Origin of the sequence: Methylophilus sp. QUAN (assembly GCF_015354445.1) — a bacterium.
Lineage (GTDB): Bacteria > Pseudomonadota > Gammaproteobacteria > Burkholderiales > Methylophilaceae > Methylophilus.
Window position 1 is genome coordinate 743,702 of sequence record NZ_JADKYT010000002.1, and the last position, 13,029, is coordinate 756,730.

At 45.4% G+C, this 13,029-nt stretch carries 16 protein-coding genes and 1 pseudogene; 15 read left to right on the forward strand and 2 right to left on the reverse strand.

The features are described from left to right. The first annotated feature begins 26 nt into the window (after positions 1-26). The 15 genes and pseudogenes from ccmA (at position 27) to INP79_RS15510 (ending at position 10,479) form a co-directional block, all read left to right on the forward strand. Entirely contained in the window at positions 27-701 is a 675-nt protein-coding gene (gene ccmA / locus INP79_RS15660) for a cytochrome c biogenesis heme-transporting ATPase CcmA (RefSeq protein WP_194754467.1), read from the forward strand. Then, the gene (ccmB, locus tag INP79_RS12010; protein WP_194754468.1) at positions 698-1,369 is read left to right on the forward strand and encodes a heme exporter protein CcmB; all 672 of its coding nucleotides are present in this window, start codon (positions 698-700) and stop codon (positions 1,367-1,369) included. Before ccmA ends, ccmB begins: the two co-directional genes overlap by 4 nt. A gap of 17 nt (positions 1,370-1,386) precedes the next feature. Further along, positions 1,387-2,142: a heme ABC transporter permease gene (locus INP79_RS12015; RefSeq protein ID WP_194754469.1), complete on the forward strand. Its 756-nt coding sequence runs from the start codon at positions 1,387-1,389 to the stop codon at positions 2,140-2,142. Positions 2,143-2,165: 23 nt separating this feature from the next. Next, complete coding sequence (gene ccmD, locus INP79_RS15665; RefSeq protein ID WP_370583268.1) at positions 2,166-2,309, forward strand: heme exporter protein CcmD; 144 nt, start codon at positions 2,166-2,168, stop codon at positions 2,307-2,309. After that, positions 2,306-2,773, forward strand: coding sequence for a cytochrome c maturation protein CcmE (gene ccmE / locus INP79_RS12025; protein WP_194754471.1), 468 nt, complete (start codon positions 2,306-2,308; stop codon positions 2,771-2,773). The genes ccmD and ccmE overlap by 4 nt, the downstream gene beginning before the upstream one ends. Continuing rightward, positions 2,770-4,740 (forward strand): heme lyase CcmF/NrfE family subunit, encoded by a 1,971-nt coding sequence (locus INP79_RS12030; protein WP_194754472.1) that lies wholly within the window; start codon positions 2,770-2,772, stop codon positions 4,738-4,740. Before ccmE ends, INP79_RS12030 begins: the two co-directional genes overlap by 4 nt. Beyond that, on the forward strand, positions 4,737-5,276 hold the full coding sequence (locus INP79_RS12035) for a DsbE family thiol:disulfide interchange protein (protein WP_194754473.1): 540 nt from the start codon (positions 4,737-4,739) through the stop codon (positions 5,274-5,276). The genes INP79_RS12030 and INP79_RS12035 overlap by 4 nt, the downstream gene beginning before the upstream one ends. A 26-nt stretch (positions 5,277-5,302) precedes the next feature. After that, a complete protein-coding gene (locus tag INP79_RS12040) occupies positions 5,303-5,761 on the forward strand; it encodes a cytochrome c-type biogenesis protein (RefSeq protein WP_228519922.1) in 459 nt (152 codons plus the stop codon). Then, a complete protein-coding gene (ccmI, locus tag INP79_RS12045; protein ID WP_194754475.1) occupies positions 5,758-6,585 on the forward strand; it encodes a c-type cytochrome biogenesis protein CcmI in 828 nt (275 codons plus the stop codon). The genes INP79_RS12040 and ccmI overlap by 4 nt, the downstream gene beginning before the upstream one ends. Before the next feature lie 120 nt (positions 6,586-6,705). Next, positions 6,706-7,323, forward strand: coding sequence for a nitroreductase family protein (locus tag INP79_RS12050; RefSeq protein WP_228519924.1), 618 nt, complete (start codon positions 6,706-6,708; stop codon positions 7,321-7,323). Positions 7,324-7,556: 233 nt separating this feature from the next. Beyond that, on the forward strand, positions 7,557-8,102 hold the full coding sequence (locus INP79_RS12055; protein WP_194754477.1) for a carboxymuconolactone decarboxylase family protein: 546 nt from the start codon (positions 7,557-7,559) through the stop codon (positions 8,100-8,102). Between the two features lie 83 nt (positions 8,103-8,185). Next, complete coding sequence (locus tag INP79_RS12060; RefSeq protein WP_194754478.1) at positions 8,186-8,728, forward strand: carboxymuconolactone decarboxylase family protein; 543 nt, start codon at positions 8,186-8,188, stop codon at positions 8,726-8,728. A gap of 25 nt (positions 8,729-8,753) precedes the next feature. Next, a complete protein-coding gene (locus INP79_RS12065; protein ID WP_194754479.1) occupies positions 8,754-9,446 on the forward strand; it encodes a glutathione S-transferase N-terminal domain-containing protein in 693 nt (230 codons plus the stop codon). Between the two features lie 67 nt (positions 9,447-9,513). Beyond that, positions 9,514-10,080: pseudogene (locus INP79_RS15505) on the forward strand (cupin domain-containing protein); the annotation flags it as partial. 87 nt (positions 10,081-10,167) lie between these two features. Next, complete coding sequence (locus INP79_RS15510; protein ID WP_228519960.1) at positions 10,168-10,479, forward strand: helix-turn-helix domain-containing protein; 312 nt, start codon at positions 10,168-10,170, stop codon at positions 10,477-10,479. Positions 10,480-10,703: 224 nt separating this feature from the next. Here the strand turns inward: INP79_RS15510 and INP79_RS12075 are convergent, their stop codons facing one another. Together INP79_RS12075 and INP79_RS12080 are read right to left on the reverse strand one after the other, a co-directional pair. Further along, positions 10,704-11,174: a calcium-binding protein gene (locus tag INP79_RS12075; protein WP_194754480.1), complete on the reverse strand. Its 471-nt coding sequence runs from the start codon at positions 11,172-11,174 to the stop codon at positions 10,704-10,706. Between the two features lie 351 nt (positions 11,175-11,525). Next, the gene (locus tag INP79_RS12080; RefSeq protein WP_194754481.1) at positions 11,526-12,935 is read right to left on the reverse strand and encodes a PLP-dependent aminotransferase family protein; all 1,410 of its coding nucleotides are present in this window, start codon (positions 12,933-12,935) and stop codon (positions 11,526-11,528) included. Positions 12,936-13,029: the final 94 nt, after the last annotated feature.

The following is a 13,029-nucleotide window of genomic DNA, read 5'->3' on the forward strand; positions in this document are numbered from 1 at the left end:
TAGATTATTCAGAAAAATGCATTGTCATGCTCGAACTCCATTCCCAAAAGAAAAGCAGTCTTGGCTCATCCCCGATACTTGAAGCGGTAGATTTAAGTTGTGTGAGGAATAATCGCCAACTCTTTAAGTCCCTTAGCTTCAAGCTTAGAGCAGGTGATATGTTGCATATTCGGGGTCATAACGGCAGTGGCAAGAGCAGCTTACTGCGTCTCCTAAATGGACTAAACCAACCAACATCCGGGCATGTATTACTGTTAGGCCGGCCACTCGCCGACCTTCGTAATACTCTGGCTTCGAGAATGATTTGGATTGGACATACCCCAGGAATTAAAGCAACTCTGACAGCTCGAGAAAACTTGGAATGGCTGCAGTCTCTGCATAATAGATCTGCGAGTTCGGAAATCCCCCTTGCATTAGAAAAGGTGGGCTTAAGAGACTTCGAAGACACCCCTTGCCATGCTCTGTCAGCCGGTCAACAACGTCGTGTAGCCCTGGCCCGTCTTTACTTATCAAATCCAGCATCTTTGTGGGTGTTGGACGAACCATTTACTTGTCTAGACGCTGAAGCCATATGGCAGCTGGAAGCGCATTTGGAAACACATTGCCGTAATGGTGGACTGGTTGTTTTGACTACCCATCACGAATTGAACACCAGACCACACGCTTATTCTGGACTTGACTTGAGGCAGTACGCATCTTGAATAACCTATTCATTACCTCATTCCTTTATGAGTTACGCGTGCTGTTTCGACAACCGTCTGAACTCGTTAATCCCTTAGCATTTTTCACCCTGGTTGGATCTTTATTTCCGTTAGCCCTAGGCACTCAACCAGACTTTTTAAGAGCTTCCGCACCGGGTCTGTTATGGGTTTCTGCGCTACTCGCAGTGCTGTTGTCACTTGAAGGATTATTCCGATCGGACTTTGATGATGGTTCGCTTGAGCAATGGATTGTGTCGCCGAACTCATTAGCAATTCTAAGCCTGGCAAAAGTATCGGCCAATTGGATTTGTACTGGCCTGTCATTAGTCGTGCTTGCTCCAGTCCTGGCTTTGATGCTGGGGCTTCCAGGTTACTGCCTTCCTGCATTGATGCTATCGCTTTTATTAGGAACGCCAATCCTAAGTCTAATCGGTGCTATCGGAGCCGCTCTAACTGTAGGGCTCAGAAGAGGAGGGGTATTGCTAGCGCTTTTGATACTTCCCCTATATGTACCCGTCTTGATTTTGGGTTGCGGAGCAGTTGAGGCCTCGTTACAAGGCCTCCCCATCACTGCACATATACTTTGGCTGGCATGCCTCACGGTATTGGCAATTACCCTGACACCGTTTGCCATTGGCGCCAGCCTTTCAATTAGCGTTACCGAGTGATTGAAAGGACATTGAAAATGAATTGGGTTTGGCTACATAAATGGGGATCCCCAAAATGGTTTTATGCCTTAAGCGGCAGATATTTGCCATGGCTGACCATTACTAGCGTGGTTTTGTTAACTGTCGGCATAGTATGGGGACTGTTTTTTGCACCTCCTGACTATCAACAAGGAAACAGTTTCCGCATCATCTACATCCATGTTCCAGCCGCCATATTGGCTCAGTCGATTTATGTCATGTTGGCGGTGGCTGGTGCGGTAGGCCTGATCTGGAAGATTAAACTTGCTGATATTGCCCTTCGCCAGGCTGCACCGATTGGCGTTTGGATGACCGTCATCGCACTAATGACTGGCTCTATATGGGGCAAACCCACGTGGGGCGCTTACTGGGTCTGGGATGCTCGTCTCACATCCATGCTTATTCTGTTATTTCTTTATCTGGGCGTAATTGCACTGGGGCAAGCAATTACGAATCGTGATAATTCAGCACGGGCTTGTGCGGTCCTGTCCTTGGTCGGCGTGGTCAACATTCCAATTATCAAATACTCGGTTGAATGGTGGAACACCTTGCATCAATCAGCCAGTTTCTCATTCACTCAAAAACCAGCAATGCCAACCCAGATGTGGTTTCCATTATTACTGACTGTAATAGGTTTTTATTGTTATTTCGGTGCGATGTTGTTCATGCGCATGCGACTTGAAGTGTTACAACGTGAAAACGGCAGCCAATGGTCTACAACTGAAATTGACAGACTCATAGGAGAGCATAAATGAGTTCCTTCATATCTAGTCTTGCTATGGGAGGTCATGGAGGTTATGTCTGGACTGCCTACGGACTATGCATTTTTTTAATGCTACTAAACGTAGTCTTAACCTTCATGGCACGCCGGCGCTATTTGGATCAGTTATCTAAACGCAGGCAAAGAGAAGCATCACGATGACTCCGATCCGTAAAAGAAGACTTGGCAAGATATTTCTACTAGTTTGCGGTGTAAGCACGGCCTTGGGTCTGGCACTCACAGCTCTTCAAGAGAATATCAACCTATTCTTCACGCCCAGCCAAATCATTGCTGGTGAGGTTCCCGAGGGGATTTTTATACGAGCCGGAGGGTTAGTGGAAAAAGGGTCATTGGTTCGCACTACAGACTCTCTTGAATTGCAATTCAGTATTACTGATGGCGATCGCAATATCCTCGTGAAGTACAAAGGCATCCTCCCGGATCTTTTCCGTGAAGGGCAGGGGGTCGTTGCACTGGGCAAACTTAACCAGGATAAGGTGCTTCAGGCCGATCAGATTTTGGCAAAGCATGATGAGAACTATATGCCACCTGAGGCTGCACATGCTTTGAAAGAAGCAAGCGCAGCTAATCAACTGACTAAACCGTTAGAGGATAATGGTAAATGATTCCAGAACTTGGTTTACTCTCCCTGATCCTGGCACTTTGCATAGCAGTCATGCAAGCCATCATTCCATTACTGGGCGCAGCTTATAAAGACCCACAGTGGATGGGGCTGGCCAAGTCTGCATCTTGGGGTCAACTCACTTTCATAACGTTTTCGTTCGCTTGTTTAGGCTATTCCTTGCTGACGGACGACTTTTCAGTAGCGTACGTTGCCCACAACTCCAACAGTTTGCTGCCCTGGTACTATAAGTTCAGCGCTATCTGGGCCGCACATGAAGGATCATTGCTCTTGTGGGTCTGGATTCTTTCATTTTGGATGACTGCCGTCTCTCTGAGCGGAAAGCAGTTGCCCGAAAGCATGCTTGCCCGAGTATTAGCTGTGATGAGTATGATCAGTATTGGTTTTTTATTATTACTGATCATTACCTCAAATCCATTCTCTCGCTTGCTTTTAAATACTCCCGTGGAAGGTCAGGATCTAAACCCTCTCTTGCAGCATATAGGCCTGATCTTCCATCCGCCTATCTTGTATACGGGATATGTTGGATTTTCAGTGGTATTTGCTTTTGCTATTGCCGCACTATTGGACGGTAGGCTGGATGGTGCATGGGCACGATGGTCGCGCCCATGGACGTTGACCGCTTGGGCATTCCTGGGCATGGGCATCACACTGGGCTCCTGGTGGGCTTATGCCGAGCTAGGGTGGGGAAGCTGGTGGTTTTGGGATCCAGTGGAAAATGCATCATTCATGCCCTGGTTAGTTGGTGCAGCTCTAATACATTCCCTGGTGGCAACGGAGAAGCGTGGCACGTTTAAAAGTTGGACCGTATTAATGGCTATAGCAACATTCTCGTTGAGTTTGCTGGGTACATTTCTGGTTCGATCCGGGGTACTGACCTCTGTGCATGCATTTGCCGCTGATCCAGCCAGGGGAGTATTCGTACTGACGTTTCTTCTCCTTGTGATTGGGGGTTCTTTAACTTTATTTGCTGTCCGGGCGCCAACACTCAAAAGCCATATTGGTTTCGGCTTGCTGTCGAGAGAGACACTACTCTTGGTCAACAATGTGTTACTAACAGTGGCAGCTGGAACTATCTTGCTGGGAACCCTTTATCCGCTAATTTTGGATGCCTTGATTGGGACTAAGCTTTCTGTAGGTCCTCCGTACTTCAACTTCATGTTTGTGCCCACTATGGCATTACTGATGATCGCTGTTGCGATAGGTGTCCTTACCAAGTGGAAAGACACTTCGTTTAATAAACTTAAGCATTTGCTTACCCCAATACTATTCATCAGTTTCTTTCTCGCAGCCGTAGTAGCAATGCTGCAGCAACGATTGAATCTGGCGGCAGTAAGCTGCGTGTTACTGGCAAGCATTGTTATCTTGGCAGGTGTACGGGACATCTTCGACAAAACACGACACAGAGGGCTACTTAAAGGTATAGCTGGACTTGGCAGGAGCTATTGGAGCATGCAACTAGCGCATTTGGGTTTTGTAGTCTGCGCAGTTGGTGCTGTACTCGCTACGATTGGTAGCTCGGAACGGGAAGCCCGGATGGTACCTGGTTCAGCCATTGAATTAGAAGGTTATTACTTTCAGTTTGAAGGAACCCGTCAATCTCAGGGCCCCAATTACATTTCTGATCTAGGGCTCGTCAAAGTTCTACGCGATGGTCAAGAGGTTGCCGTGCTTCATCCCGAAAAGCGTATATATCCAACCAGACAGTCCGTCATGACTGAAGCAGGAATTCAGGCCGGCTTTATTCGTGATTACTTTGTCGCGTTGGGAGAGCCTCTGGGTGGTGGCGCTTGGGCGGTAAGGGTGCAAATAAAACCGTTTGTACGCTGGATATGGTTTGGTGCACTTATGATGGCACTTGGAGGACTAATGGCCGCAAGCGATGGTCGCTATCGCATGCTAAGCCGCCTTCGCAGCTTTGGAAGTCGTGCATTTGGTACGCAATCATGAAGCGCTTATTACTTCTATTGCCCCTCGGGTTATTCCTTGTCTTGGCCGCGGTACTCTACCGAGGACTGTTTCTTGATCCATCTCGTTTGCCATCGCCCCTGATTGGCAAACCAGTTCCAAGCTTCTTGCTTTCCTCGACCAATGATTCTTCACTGAGCCTCACTCAAGATGACTTAAAAGGATCTCCAGCTCTAATCAATGTCTGGGGAACCTGGTGTCCTTCCTGCCGTGAAGAACATGCCGTACTAAACGCCTTAGCCAAACAGGGCGTGATCATCTACGGCATAAATTACAAAGATGACCGAGCAGATGCTCAACGTTGGCTAAAAAACTTACAAAACCCTTATCGACTAACCATTCACGATGCTGACGGCTCCTTGGGCTTGAATCTGGGTGTTTATGGTGCACCTGAGACTTTTTTAATAGATTCAAAAGGCATCATCAGAGATAAATATGTAGGTGCCATAGATATGCGTGTCTGGCATGAAAAGCTCGAACCTATCTACCATAAACTCGTAGCGGAGAATAAACAATGAGGCGATTATCTCTCGCATTTGTTTTAATGGCCAGCATGTATGGCTCAAATGGGTTAGCAAAAAGTTCTTCTCTGAACTCGGATGATATCTTGCTCCAGCGTTATCACGATCTCACACTGGTTCTCCGGTGCCCGAAATGCCAGAACCAAAACATAGCAGAATCTGGTTCACCCATCGCTGAGGACCTGCGATTTGAAATTAATCGCATGCTTAAAGCCGGTAAATCTAATGAGCAAATCATAGATTTCATGGTGGGTAGATATGGTGAATATGTTCTATACGATCCTAAGCTGTCATCTAAGACACTACCGCTTTATTTAGGTCCAGTTGTAATGATGTTATCGGGATGTCTTGCAGTGGCAGCCATTGTATCGGTGAGGCGACGAGACCGATTCAAAGGGGAGCGACTACTTTCCGAGGATGAGCAACTTCGCCTCATCAGCCTTTTAAATGATGCAGCGCAATCAAGTGAGAAGCAGTCATGAACACGTTCTGGTTTTATGCATGGAGTTTGTGCTTTGTTTCATTAGCATTCGTTTTAGTACCACTGATGCGCTGTTTTAAAAACAATCATCAAATAAACCGCACGGACGTCAATACCAAGCTCTATCTAGATCGACTTCATGAGCTGGAGGCTCTCTATAAAACTGGCCTTCTGACCTTAGAACAACTGGAAGCGGGGGAGTCTGAACTAGGACGCGAACTTTTACAGGACGCACATATTTCGGATTCGCCATCCATCGACTCTTTGGGGAGGCCGCTTCCGATTCTAGTGAGCCTGTCTTTGCCCTTCATTGCTGTTTTTCTATACACACAGTGGGGCGCCCAGGACCAAATTTTAGCAGCTCGAAATCAACAAACTCAGCCTCGACAGGGGATTGAGAAAACGATCGCTCATCTGGAAACTTTGCTGAAGGAAAACCCCGACTCCGGTGAGGGCTGGACACTATTAGGACGGGCATATATGCAAGATGAACGTCTGGATGATGCAGTACGCGCTTTCGAAAAGGCTGCTTCCATAGACGGAAGATCGCCAGAGTTGTTGGGGCGTCAAGCCCAGGCATTGTACTTCTCCGGCGGCAAACGTTGGACTCCCCAACTGCAATCAATGATTGAAGAGGCTTTAGCTAGTAATCCTCAAGAACTAATCAGCCTTAAATTAGCCGGCACTGCCGCATTTCAGGAAGGCCGTTTCGAAGATGCAGCAATGTATTGGGAACAACTGCTTGCTGCTTTACCTGAAGTAAATGCATCCCGTGCTTCAGTTGCTGCTGACATAAAAAAAGCTCATCAATTAGCAATTAAATAACTTTTTCGGGGGAATTAAAAACGCGTAAATCATGAATGTAAATCGATTTTCATTACAAAAAATCCAAACTCTCAACATGTTTTTTATTTTACTGGAGGCCAAATGAACCACGGAATCACCATGACTAACCCTGTCATCGAAACTTTGTTAAGTCGCAGCGCGGCAAAATACTATGACCCTGAAGCTACTTTGAGTGATGACCAAATCCGCCAATTAGTTGAAATTGGTACTTCAGCACCGACATCATTTCATCTTCAAAACTGGCGTTTTATCGCGGTACGGAGCCGGGAAGCTAAAGCTCGTTTGAGCCCTATCGCTTGGAGTCAACCTCCCATTATGGAAGCATCTGTAACCTTCATCATCTGTGGGCAGCTGGCAGACGCTAGCGTAATTCCTGCGCGCTTGGCTCCATTAGTTGAAATGGGAGTCATGCCGGCATCCATGGTACAAGAATGGGAAACCCCAGCTCGAGATCTCTACCAGAACTTCCCACAACGCCAAAGAGACGAGGCTGTTAGAACAGGAACCTTTGGTGCGGCAGCGATTATTTATGCAGCGCGCTCTATGAATCTGGGTTCGACTCCAATGATTGGGTTCGATGCGGACGCCGTACATCGTGAATTTAATCTTGCTCCCAACGAAGTGCCTGTAATGCTTCTTTCAATTGGTGCTGAGCGTTCAGGAAACTGGGCGCAAAAACCACGTCGTCCTGTAAAAGAAGTTTTGGACTTCATGTAAATATACTCCTAATGTCCAGTACTCAACTAATACCACGTGTGGATTCAAAATGATCACTCCGACGCACAACAAGGAAAATTATTGTGCGGCATTTGATCCTTTTGAGCCTTTTTTTGAGAATTTTCAGTCTCGAAAATACCTGTATGGACGCCTAAAGTAGAGGCTCTTGAACGGGAAATATTACTGACACATTTCCTGTTTACTGATCGAATGACTCATAACTGGAGATACTCATGACAAGAGCTACTGTTTTAACACCTGATCAAGTTCCTGCTCAATCTAAGCAGACACTAGACATGTTTACTAAAAATATTGGATTCACTCCAAGCATGATGACTATATTTGCGCAAAGTCCGATTGCTTTTAACGCCTGGGCTACGTTGCTCGGATCATTGAGCAAAGCCCTGGATGTAAAAACAAGAGACAGTATTGGTCTTGCTGTATCAGAAGTGAATGGATGCAACTATTGCCTTTCTGTGCACAGTTTTACTGCTCAACATATGGCTAAATTATCTCCAGAAGAAATCATACTGGCTAGAAAAGGTCATGCGAATGACCCTCAAAGAAATGCGGCAGTTCAGTTCGCTCGAAAAGTCGTAGAGAAACGTGGCCGGGTGAGTGATGAAGACTTCGAAGAAATCCGGGATGCAGGTTACACCGATGCAAATGTTATGGAAATTGTATCCCTGGTCGCCATGTATTCACTCACAAACTTCATCAACAATGTTTTCGATCCCGAGAAAGATTTTCCGCCTGTTGAAGTAGCTGGTTCAATTTAAACCAGGTCCTAAAACGACCTCTTTAGAAGTTTTAAAGAGGACACTCATGGACAGGAAGCAAGCTAACAGATTAAGGAAACTCAATGCAAAGAACAGCTTCACCCACGCTTGAACTAGTCCCGGCAGAATCGAAACCAACGCTTGATTTATTTACTAATCACTTAGGGTTCACGCCGAATATGTTGATGCTTTTCGCGCAGAGCCCGATTGCCTTTAACGCATGGTTTGGGCTTCGGACTGCTTTAAACAGAACGCTAGATATGAAAACTCGCGAGGCTATCAGTCTGATCGTGTCTGAAGTGAACGGATGCAACTATTGCCTTGCTGTCCACACCTATGCAGCCAATTTGGTCAAGATGCCGGCAGAAGAAATTATTTTGGCTCGAAAAGGCATGTCCAACGATCCGAAGCGGGATGCAGCGGTTAAATTTGCACGCAAAGTAATAGAACAACGTGGAATTGTTACTGACGCTGAATTCAAGGCAATACGCGAAGCAGATTTTTCAGAAGCAAACATTCTTGAAATTATCTCGTTGGTGGCAATGTTTTCACTAACCAATTTCTTTAACAATGTTTTCGATCCTGAAAAGGATTACCCACCGGTGCCGCCAGCGGGATCATTATGAATAGCAATAATACTGGAGATATACTTTGACTTTAGATCATCCTATTTTTACTCGCTGGCCGGCGAAATATCCTCACCTGCTACAACTCTTTTCGTTGCCTACACCCAACGGCGTGAAGGTCGGGATTATGCTGGAAGAAACTGGCCTCGAGTATGAGGCTCATCGAATCGACATTACTTCAAATGAAAGCCATGAGGCGGCTTTTCTTGCGCTCAATCCTAATGGCAAGATTCCCGCAATTTACGATCCAAATGTACCGAATGGAAAGCCGCTTGCATTGTTTGAGTCCGGTGCAATCCTTATCTACCTAGCAGAAAAGACAGGCCAATTTCTTTCTGCAGACCCTCATTTACGCTATGAAACTATTCAATGGTTAATGTGGCAAATGGGAGGAGTAGGGCCTATGTTTGGCCAGGTTGGGTTCTTTAACAAATTTGCCGGTAAGGACTTTGAAGATAAAAGACCGCTAAACCGGTATGTCACAGAATCAACCAAGCTATTAAAGGTTCTTGATGATCGACTAGACGGCCGTGATTGGGTCATGGGCGGCGATTTCACCATAGCAGATATTTCACTCTTAGGATGGGTCCGTAATTTGATCGGCTTTTACGAGGCGCGTGATCTTGTCCATTTCGACCAGTTCGTTCATGTTCAATCTTGGCTAAAAAGGGGTCTTAATCGCCCCGCAGTGCAACGAGGTCTGCTAGTGACGGCATGATCGAATTTAATTAACTCTCTTACCTATAAATATGTGATTAATGCTCAAAATGACCGACCTGCCTTCAATGTCTCAACATGACTGGCTGAGCCAGTTTTTAAAGATGCTTACAATTTCCGGCCTGTTAGAAGTCCGTTGCTCCTATGGAGCACCATGGGATATTACTTGGGCCAAGGCTTCAGCGTACGAGATTCCCTATCATATAGTTCTCTCAGGTAGGGCGATTATTGAAGATGATGAGTCCGGCACTACTCAAGAACTGAAAGCCGGGGATATTGTGCTTTTTCCACACGGTACAGCTCATAAACTTCACGATGGAAGTGGTGCCGTACCTGGGAAAAAGCAAATTTGAAAGGCGACAGGTGGGTGGACACTGAGTGAAAATGATAGCCAGGGCGAACGTTTGGACATGTTATGCGGGCGATTTTGTATTGAAGCACCCCATGACCGCTTGATACGTAATTATTTGCCTACCCGCCTCGTTGTGCACTCAGTAGGGCCCAGTGATGTCGGGGTTGAAACCGGCAATCGCTTGTTTAATCTTATCGAGTTAATGCGTATAGAGTCTAATGATGACAAACCCGGGGCCAGTGCCGCTCTAAACTCACTATCGTCAGTCTTGTTTACATTAACATTACGAGCCGCAAGTAAGTCAAAGGCCCCTCCGGCCGGGTTACTTGCTCTTGCAAGCCAGCCACGACTAGCTCCTGCCATATCAGCTATGTTTGAACATCCTGCCCGAGCGTGGAATATTTCTGACTTAGCAGAGTTGTGCAACATGTCCCGTGCTACGTTCATGAGAACCTTTAAAGAAAAGGTGGGGCATTCAGCCGGTGAATTACTACAAGATATTCGGATGAATTTGGCAGCTAACGAATTGAAAAAATCCTCGATGACTGTAGAAGCTGTGTCCGAATTAGTGGGCTATCAATCAGTGTCGGGATTTCGTAAAGTTTTTGCCCAGAGAATGGGCGTAACAGCTGGGCATTGGCGACGACTAGCACACAAAAACAGACAGAACTTTAAAGCTTAAATAGAGATTTTTTATTCTTATCGTATTATTTCAACTTTGTTTAAAGCTAACTTTGCCTTAGTCGATTTCCAGTTAATTAGCTTTTCTAAAGATGAAAGGATTTTTACTGTCATGGAATGAAAGGTCGATTCCATGACAGCTAAAGTTAAGTGAACCAAATGACAGATAGTGGTTTCACGATTCTAATTATCATTAAACATACTCAAACCTAATACGCTGCAAAATTAATAGTGAGTCTGTTTGCTCAACCAATTGCCTGGGTCAACTTCGCCTTCTTGTTTAATATCCATCCTATTGAAGATAACTTCATTGAATGACAAAAACTCCTGTAATGAGACCTTGCCATTAGCATCGGCATCCATTGCCCCCATCACTTTCATCGAACGTAATTCTCGAAGGTAACCTCCTGTAGCTTCGGCAATTACATGATCTTCTTTTTCACCAATCCATTCTTTTTCGTCCAAGTAATTATCTTTATTCTTATCCAGTCTGACGAAAAGCTTGGTGTAATACGTGTTGAATTCCATCTTCGAAACCATTTGATTGTTATTAGCATCTATCATCTCCATCATTTCCATAGTTTGGAGCTCTCTGGCGTAACCACCAGTATCTAAATCAGGTTGGGCAATAGAAACTGAAGAGATCAAGGGAAGCATAAAGATACCAACTACAGTCATTTTTTTTGTGTAAGACATCTGATTTCCTTTATAAGTAATTGATGAGAAGGTTTCTTCGATTAATCACAAATCATCTTACTCATGTCAGGGTTCTCTATGGTCTCGTTTTGGTTAATATTCGTCCAAATCTTTAAGTTTGGGAGTTTTACCGTGATGACGGTGAATTACTCTAAGATGAAGACGTGCAGGAATTAGCGCTTAAATAGGAATTAATACTAAAAAAGCTGTGCATCCAAGAGTGGTTCTAATTATTCTCATGCTATTCATGGAGGTCACTTCAGAGAAGCTCTGGTGTAACGGCAATGTATTATTGTTTTTAAGAAATACCAAATCTAGAACTAGCCAGCCTTTAACAACATCTGGTGATTTTCAAATGAACCGGTTGATTATTTCCAAAAGTCTATCGCACGCCCTTTCCAGATGTTTTAAAGGAGATGTGGATATGCCTAGTAATAAACCAGAATCTGCTGTTTCCCTAGAACTAAACCATCCAGACAATGGGGCAGGGGCCAAACCGAAAGCTAGACACTCCCGAACCATCGACACGTCATCAATCCCTTCGGGCAACCTCAATAAAGCAGCTAGACCTGCTGTATCTACCTGATGGATAGTGCGGGGTTTTAGATACTCCAGTAGTGCTTCTTGCTGCGTCTGATACAAACGTTTTGTTCGTCTGAGGTGCCTCAAATAATGGCCATCACGCATAAATTCAGCCATCGCTAATTGAACAGCCGGAATTGGAGGGGGTGCTAAACATGCAGTGACCTCAGTAAATCGTGCTTTTAGCGATAACGGCATGACAATAAACCCTAACCTTAATGTTGGAGTGATAGTCTTGCTAAATGAGCCAATATGAATGACACGGCCAGCTCGGTCTAAAGAAGCTAATGCAGGTGCTGCCCTAGACCTGAGCTGCAACTCGCTTAAATAATCGTCCTCGATTATCCACATGTCATTCCTAGTGGCATAGTCTAATAGCTCCAATCTTCTAGTCAGAGACATTGTCATACCGAGTGGAGCTTGTTGACCAGGCGTCACCACACAAATCTTGGCATCAGAGTGATGCTCTAATGCATAGGATAAATTAATACCTTCCTCGTCTACGGGTATAGGCGCGAGCGACAAACCTGCCAGATTCAGACCGTGCCTGGTCAAGATAAAACTCGGGTCTTCAACCCACACTTTATGACCTTGTGTTTCAAGCACATTCAAGGTGATCCCTAGTCCATTGCTAAACCCACCTGTGATCAAAATTTGAGAGGGACTGCATTCAATACCGCGAGCAATTCCGAGGTATGCCGCAATTTCTCGACGTAACTCTAATTCCCCCCTCGGGTCGGGATAGAGTGCGGCTTTGCTCAACTCGGCACGAATAGCATACGAATGAATTCGCGTGAATAACTTTGCGGGAAGTGTTTCCTGAGCCGGCACTCCCATTTGGAAGATGGCCGGACCTGCCATTAATGCCTGGTGCATATTCATGAATGAACCTGGTTCGGATTTTTCTTCTGCAGACTTGTATACCTTTGGTCGGTCGGCAACTCTTGTTCCTGTGGCTCGATCGGCGACAATAAGCTGATCATCACTCAACCTGTCATAAGCCTGTTTGACAGTTCCGCGGGAAATGCCAAGTTGAGCAGCCAAATCCAACCAGGAAGGAAGTCTGGCTCCAGGAATCAAGACTCCGCTTTGTATGGCTGCCGCAATTCCTTTTCTTATTTGCTCCACCAATGGTGTTTTCGCGGTGCGGTCAAGTTGAAGATCGAAAAATTTATCCATGATCTTGGTACATAAAAATTGTTTAGTTTAGGTACTTTAACTTGTATCACTAAACAATGAAAATTCATATTCTTATTCCTCATTTTGATTGGGT

Bases quoted from the DNA above. Each gene is read 5' to 3' on its own strand.
- INP79_RS12035 (WP_194754473.1), top strand. From the start codon at position 4,737: ATGAAGCGCTTATTACTTCTATTGCCCCTCGGGTTATTCCTTGTCTTG.
- INP79_RS12075 (WP_194754480.1), bottom strand. From the start codon at position 11,174: ATGTCTTACACAAAAAAAATGACTGTAGTTGGTATCTTTATGCTTCCC.
- ccmA (WP_194754467.1), top strand. From the start codon at position 27: ATGCTCGAACTCCATTCCCAAAAGAAAAGCAGTCTTGGCTCATCCCCG.
- INP79_RS12030 (WP_194754472.1), top strand. From the start codon at position 2,770: ATGATTCCAGAACTTGGTTTACTCTCCCTGATCCTGGCACTTTGCATA.
- ccmI (WP_194754475.1), top strand. From the start codon at position 5,758: ATGAACACGTTCTGGTTTTATGCATGGAGTTTGTGCTTTGTTTCATTA.
- INP79_RS12040 (WP_228519922.1), top strand. From the start codon at position 5,303: ATGGCCAGCATGTATGGCTCAAATGGGTTAGCAAAAAGTTCTTCTCTG.
- INP79_RS12080 (WP_194754481.1), bottom strand. From the start codon at position 12,935: ATGGATAAATTTTTCGATCTTCAACTTGACCGCACCGCGAAAACACCA.
- INP79_RS15510 (WP_228519960.1), top strand. From the start codon at position 10,168: ATGTTTGAACATCCTGCCCGAGCGTGGAATATTTCTGACTTAGCAGAG.
- INP79_RS12055 (WP_194754477.1), top strand. From the start codon at position 7,557: ATGACAAGAGCTACTGTTTTAACACCTGATCAAGTTCCTGCTCAATCT.
- INP79_RS12060 (WP_194754478.1), top strand. From the start codon at position 8,186: ATGCAAAGAACAGCTTCACCCACGCTTGAACTAGTCCCGGCAGAATCG.
- INP79_RS12050 (WP_228519924.1), top strand. From the start codon at position 6,706: ATGACTAACCCTGTCATCGAAACTTTGTTAAGTCGCAGCGCGGCAAAA.
- INP79_RS12015 (WP_194754469.1), top strand. From the start codon at position 1,387: ATGAATTGGGTTTGGCTACATAAATGGGGATCCCCAAAATGGTTTTAT.
- ccmD (WP_370583268.1), top strand. From the start codon at position 2,166: ATGGGAGGTCATGGAGGTTATGTCTGGACTGCCTACGGACTATGCATT.
- ccmE (WP_194754471.1), top strand. From the start codon at position 2,306: ATGACTCCGATCCGTAAAAGAAGACTTGGCAAGATATTTCTACTAGTT.